The organism is Marinomonas pollencensis (assembly GCF_003387375.1).
Taxonomy (GTDB): Bacteria; Pseudomonadota; Gammaproteobacteria; order Pseudomonadales; family Marinomonadaceae; genus Marinomonas; species Marinomonas pollencensis.
This window is the reverse complement of sequence record NZ_QUNG01000027.1, coordinates 1-5,623: the sequence shown is the minus strand read 5'-3', so window position 1 is coordinate 5,623 and position 5,623 is coordinate 1. Positions and strand designations below refer to the sequence as shown.

Annotated in this window: 5 protein-coding genes and 2 tRNA genes; 6 read left to right on the top strand and 1 reads right to left on the bottom strand. The window is 42.6% G+C overall.

The genetic code is table 11. The features are described from left to right. Positions 1-19 precede the first annotated feature (19 nt). The 3 genes from DFP81_RS17935 (at position 20) to DFP81_RS17925 (ending at position 2,189) form a co-directional block, all read left to right on the top strand. Positions 20-95, top strand: a tRNA-Val gene (locus DFP81_RS17935). 518 nt (positions 96-613) lie between these two features. Beyond that, the gene (locus DFP81_RS17930) at positions 614-955 is read left to right on the top strand and encodes a helix-turn-helix domain-containing protein (RefSeq protein ID WP_115899255.1); all 342 of its coding nucleotides are present in this window, start codon (positions 614-616) and stop codon (positions 953-955) included. Further along, entirely contained in the window at positions 948-2,189 is a 1,242-nt protein-coding gene (locus tag DFP81_RS17925) for a type II toxin-antitoxin system HipA family toxin (RefSeq protein ID WP_115899254.1), read from the top strand. The genes DFP81_RS17930 and DFP81_RS17925 overlap by 8 nt, the downstream gene beginning before the upstream one ends. A 179-nt stretch (positions 2,190-2,368) precedes the next feature. Here the strand turns inward: DFP81_RS17925 and DFP81_RS17920 are convergent, their stop codons facing one another. Continuing rightward, positions 2,369-3,274: a LysR family transcriptional regulator gene (locus DFP81_RS17920; protein WP_220343041.1), complete on the bottom strand. Its 906-nt coding sequence runs from the start codon at positions 3,272-3,274 to the stop codon at positions 2,369-2,371. Positions 3,275-3,364: 90 nt separating this feature from the next. Between DFP81_RS17920 and DFP81_RS17915 the strand changes: the two genes are divergently transcribed. The 3 genes from DFP81_RS17915 (at position 3,365) to DFP81_RS17905 (ending at position 5,403) form a co-directional block, all read left to right on the top strand. Continuing rightward, positions 3,365-4,492 (top strand): TauD/TfdA family dioxygenase, encoded by a 1,128-nt coding sequence (locus DFP81_RS17915; RefSeq protein WP_115899253.1) that lies wholly within the window; start codon positions 3,365-3,367, stop codon positions 4,490-4,492. Positions 4,493-4,496: 4 nt separating this feature from the next. Continuing rightward, a complete protein-coding gene (locus DFP81_RS17910; protein WP_115899252.1) occupies positions 4,497-5,120 on the top strand; it encodes an HD domain-containing protein in 624 nt (207 codons plus the stop codon). 206 nt (positions 5,121-5,326) lie between these two features. Continuing rightward, positions 5,327-5,403 (top strand) — tRNA-Asp (locus DFP81_RS17905). Positions 5,404-5,623 lie beyond the last annotated feature (220 nt).

The following is a 5,623-nucleotide window of genomic DNA, read 5'->3' as shown; positions in this document are numbered from 1 at the left end:
TAAGATGTTAAATTATGACGGGTGTGTAGCTCAGTTGGGAGAGCGTCGCCCTTACAAGGCGAATGTCGGGAGTTCGAACCTCTCCACACCCACCATTTATTCTTCGTTCTATCATTTCAAAATCCTCATTTATACACCTTCTCGTAATTTATATCATTTTATAAATCTTATCTTTCCTGCTATTTTTAAAAAATTTCCATGTGGCTAATCATTGACCGCATCTGTTTCCTGTCTATCTAAATTGTATTTTTCTTTATCTGCATAACTTCAAACTTATTTGAATGAGTTGAAGCTTAGTCGCAACTTGTTCCTACCAACGTTGCAGCAAAGACTAGAGTCTAGCTAATGTCACAGAAAGAGTTCAGTTTACTCGATGAAAGCACAATGACTTTTTTACTTTTTTACTTATATTTTCTAGATGCAGAATTGCGAGGTAAAAATATTTTTTAGAAATAACCACTTTCTAACAAAGTCTGGGAAGTCCACATATCTATTATTACATATCAAAATATGATTTGTGATGTGTAATAATAGATCAAGTCTGTTTGCTTTAAACGCTAGTGATATGTTTTTATGTATATAATCTATCATATGATTCATTAAGGCATATCAAATGAGCTATGTAACAGAGCAGATACTAGAAAGCCTTCGGGAAGCTCGAGTACGTAAAGGTTTTAGCCAGCGAGAGCTCAGTGCGCGTTCGGGTGTGCCGCAAAGTCATATTTCGAAAATTGAGTCTGGTGGCGTTGATTTAAGAATGTCTAGTTTGATTGCACTTGCCCGTGTACTCGACTTAGAGCTATTTGTTGCACCTAAAAAGTCCGTGCCTGCTATCAAGTCGATCATTCGAAATAGCCAAGGTATTCATAATAACGGTCTTAGCATTAACGGCATCAACGATGAAGCTGAGCAAATGTCGCCTGCATACCAGTTAGATGGAGATGATGATGCCTAGCCACCACGCAAATAATGTTTCTACGTTAAACGTTTTGCTCTATGGCAAACCCATTGCAACGATCACCAACGTGGGCAATGACAGAACGCTTTTTGCCTTTATGGATTCGTACATTAATGATGAATCGCGGCCTGTTTTAGGGCTTGGCTTTAAAGATTCGTTAGGTAGTCTGCTGACCAACTTTAAACCTACCCAGACCCAGTTAACGCCGTTTTTCTCCAACCTTTTGCCAGAAGAAGCGATGCGTAATTACCTGGCCGAGCGTGCTGGTGTAAATCCAGCGCGGGAATTTTTTCTATTGTGGGTGTTAGGGCAGGATTTAGCAGGCGCGATCACGGTTAAACCGGCCGATGGTGAAGCTCTGCCGCCTAATGTGCATCAAGATATTGACGATGAAACGAAAATAGATACTCCAATGCGCTTTTCATTGGCGGGTGTGCAGTTGAAGTTTTCAGCTGTACAACAGTCAAATGGTGGTTTGACGATCCCAGCGACCGGCGAAGGTGGCTCTTGGATTGTGAAATTGCCGTCGTCTCGATTTGACGCTGTGCCAGAGAATGAATATTCGATGATGGAACTGGCCCGAATGTTGGGGATGAATGTACCAGAGACTCAGTTACTTCCCATTAGCCAGATTGCTAATGTTCCACAAGGGGTTGGACAGTTTGGTAACTCATTTAAAAATGCTCGGGCCTTTGTGATCAAGCGCTTTGACCGTGAAGATAATCAAGCAGTACACATTGAAGATTTTGCGCAAGTGTTTGGTGTTTATCCTCAAGATAAATATAAAAAAGCCAGTATGCGTAATATTGCTCAGGTTATCGGCATTGAAGGGCAGGACGAGGACATCGCAGAATTTACTCGCAGGTTGGTGTTCAATACCCTAATTGGTAATGCCGATATGCATTTGAAGAATTGGTCTGTGATTTACAAAGACAAGCGCACCGCATCCATAGCGCCCGCTTATGATTTTGTCTCAACCATCCCTTATATCGCGGATGATAGTGCGTCGCTGAAGGTGAGTCGTAGCAAAAAATTCAGTGATTTCACGCTGGATGAATTATCGCACTTAGCGGCTAAAGCGATGCTACCAGAAAAATTGGTCTTAGATACTGCCAGGCAAACCGTAGCAGGTTTTTATGAGGTATGGGCGAAAGAAAAAGCGCATTTACCGCTTACCAAATGGATGATTGAAGCAATTGAAACGCACTTACGAAACATACCGCTACGCTAAAATGAGAACCGCAGTCACTAAAAGTCGAGATTCACTAGTTGCCCATTGAAAGTGGCATTTAAAATATAAGCTGTATCAGTCTCGATTTGATCTGACAATTCTACTTGAAAGGTAGAGAGCCCGTTGTGATAAAGGTGCTGAATCTTAAAATCAAAACAAACAAAAGGCGCGAAATCAACTTATTCCACTTCCTTGAGAAACCATTCTATAACCTTGCCCACAGACAGGGTGTCTTGGTAGTCCGAGCAGATAAGATAACCTCGTGTTGTGGAGGTCAGAACTGGGCCAAGTTTAATCAGTTTGCCATCGGCGATAAAGTTATCAATGATGCCTTGCCAGCCAAGACAAATACCATGGCCGTTGACGGCTGATTCCACCACAAGAGGGTAGTTGTTATAGCAAAACATGACCGGTAAATCGGAATATTGTATCCCTAAGAGTTCAGCCCAGTTGTGCCAGTTAAACCAGCGTGGGTCATCTTGGTCTTTGTGTAGTAGGGGTAAGTTTCGTAAGTTTGTAATTTCGTCATGATCTGTGAGCTTGTAGCGTGCTGCGAATTCAGGAGAGCAGACAGGAAACACTTGCTCCTTTATAAAAGACTTTTCAAAGCGATGCTTGCCAACTTTAGAGGAAAAATGAAAGACAATGTCGGCGTTGGACTGAGTCATGTCATCTAAGCTATTGGTCGGTTGGATTTCAAATAAGTAGTCAGGAAAGGCCTCTTGCAATCGTTGCAGGCGAGGCATGATCCAGTGAAAAGCAAAACCAAAATACGCGCAAATGGAAATCTTCTTTTTATTGTCATTCAGGTCGTGTTTTGCACTAGCGAAAGCATGTAGCAAATTTTGCATGCTACCTTGAATGTTGTTGTAAAAGTGTTGGCCGGCTCTGGTGGCTTTTAATGGTTTTTTAGAGCGGTTAATAAGCACGCCACCTAATACGTCTTCTAATGATCTAATTCTTTGAGAAACAAGCGGTTGTGTTATGTTTAATTCTTGTGCAGCGGCAGTCATAGAGCCTAAACGTACTGTTGCTTCAAAAGCCACAAGGCTGCTTGTGGTAGGTAAATCTATTTCTTTCATCATTAGTAATTTGCATCTTCTGTATTAGGGTTTGGCTCTGTTTTCGCAGCTTAGAATAATTGATACTCCTCGGCAAGCAGCAAGGAGAGAAAAATGCAACATGTAGAATTTACCGTAGACGAGGATAGTGCCTCGATTATCGCTCATTTTCAGGGGCAAGAATTGTCACTGCCTGCACTGTGGTTACGTGAACGCTGCCAAGATGCGGTGCAATTAGATCAAGTGACTCAGCAACGTTTGTTTGACCCACACCAACTAGAAAATGATGTTTCTTTGGTTAAAGTGGAGAAGCAGGGGGAGTTAAAATACGGTTTAACTTTCAGCGATGGTTACGAGGGTAGCTACGATTTCACTGAGTTTTATGCCGATTTTGATATATATGATGGTGCGCCAACACCAGTCTCTTGGAAAGCTGGGTTTGATACCTCTAAATTTCATGTGAAGTTTGATGAGATTTTTAGTGACGAAGGCTTTATGGCAGGGGTTGAGAAGTTTTTAACCTATGGCGTATTGATAGTCGATGATGTGCCAAGGGAATCGGGTTCAGTATTAAAAGTAGCCAATCGCTTTGGGCATGTACGAGAAACAAATTTCGGTAATAGTTTCGAGGTCTATACACGACCAGATTATAACGACCTTTCTGGGCAGCCTGTGCCTCTTGGACCACATACCGATAACCCATATCGTGACCCAATGCCAGGTATTCAGCTATTACATTGCATTCAAAATGAAACATCCGGTGGCCTATCCACTTTAGTTGACAGCCTATCTGTACTGAAGCAGTTAAAAGCAGAAGACCCAGAAGGCTATCAGTTATTGAGTGATGTTCCAGTGCGTTATCGACATGTGGATAATGATGTTGAGCTAATTGAACGTCGTACCATGATAGAGTCTGATCACACTGGCAAGGTCACTGGGATTGCATACAGTCCTCGTCTTGATTATTTGCCTTTGTTGGAAAATGATCAGCTGGTTAAGTTCCATCGTGCGCGTAAGCGTTTAGGTGCTTTGTTAGGGGCGCCTGAATTCGAGTGGCGTTTCAGGCTGGAGCCTGGGCAATTGCAAATGTTCCATAATACCCGTGTGTTGCATGGTCGAACGGGGTTTGATGCGACAGAAGGGTTGCGCCATTTAGAGGGGGCTTATATCGATTTAGATGCCCCTAAAGGACGTTACAAAGCGATCAAACGCCAGACCAAACTCGCTCAGAAAGGAGCTTAATAAGATGCAAGCAGTCCAATTTTGCCAAATGAAAGATGGCACAAAAGAAGAGTATGAATTCCTTACTGAGCATGAGGAAAATTACGCAAAAGGTTTACCAGACCGTTTGTTAGCGGCGTTACGTAATCTAGAAAACACCTTGTCTGGATATCAAGTGACTCGACTTGAGCATTCTCTTCAATCAGCAACTCGTGCTGAGGCCGATGGTGCAGATAAAGAAATGATTGTTGCTGCATTGCTACATGACTTAGGTGATGATTTGGCGCCACACAATCATTCGCAATACGCGGCCTCTATTTTGCGTCCATATGTTCGTCCTGAAGTGACGTGGGTGATTAACCAGCATGGATTATTCCAGAACTTTTATTATATCCATCATTTGGGTGGCGATCCTAATGAGCGTGAATATTTAAAAGACCACCCTTGGTATCAGGTATGCGTGGATTTTTGTGAGCGTTGGGATCAAGCGTCATTTGACCCAGATTATCCCACTAAGCCACTGGAGCACTTCGAACCCTTGTTAAGAGAGATTTTCACGCGTCCTGCCTTTGACCCTAGATATGTAGGTGAGCAAACTATGGGTCGTAGCGCAGTAGATATAGCTATGTCTGGTAAAGCGACTGCATAGTTACTCTGTCATCTAGACCGTAAGAAGCCTGTGCCATCTTTGAGCTGGTGCAGGCTTTTTCTGTGTTGGAATAAAATATTTATCGATTTTTAAATTAAAGTGTTGATTTAACGTGGTTTTCACTTACAATGCGCGTCGTTATCATTTGTTGTCTGGCTTTCCTGTCTAGGTGTTTATATAGACTAGCAGATAAGTAATGATTTTCTGGAGTGGTAGTTCAGTTGGTTAGAATACCTGCCTGTCACGCAGGGGGTCGCGGGTTCGAGTCCCGTCCATTCCGCCATTACTTATTTAAGCAGTGAGTAATAGGTTAGCAAGTTAGCTTATAGTTGGGTGTGTAGCTCAGTTGGGAGATTCGTTTCTTAACAAGGCGCAAGACATCGGGAGTTCAAACTCTCCATCTAATAGGATGTTAAATTATGACGGGTGTGTAGCTCAGTTGGGAGATTCGTTTCTTAACAAGGCGCAAGACACCGGGAGTTCAAACTCCCCATCTAATAAGA

Bases quoted from the DNA above. Each gene is read 5' to 3' on its own strand.
- DFP81_RS17930 (WP_115899255.1), top strand. From the start codon at position 614: ATGAGCTATGTAACAGAGCAGATACTAGAAAGCCTTCGGGAAGCTCGA.
- DFP81_RS17925 (WP_115899254.1), top strand. From the start codon at position 948: ATGCCTAGCCACCACGCAAATAATGTTTCTACGTTAAACGTTTTGCTC.
- DFP81_RS17920 (WP_220343041.1), bottom strand. From the start codon at position 3,274: ATGATGAAAGAAATAGATTTACCTACCACAAGCAGCCTTGTGGCTTTT.
- DFP81_RS17915 (WP_115899253.1), top strand. From the start codon at position 3,365: ATGCAACATGTAGAATTTACCGTAGACGAGGATAGTGCCTCGATTATC.
- DFP81_RS17910 (WP_115899252.1), top strand. From the start codon at position 4,497: ATGCAAGCAGTCCAATTTTGCCAAATGAAAGATGGCACAAAAGAAGAG.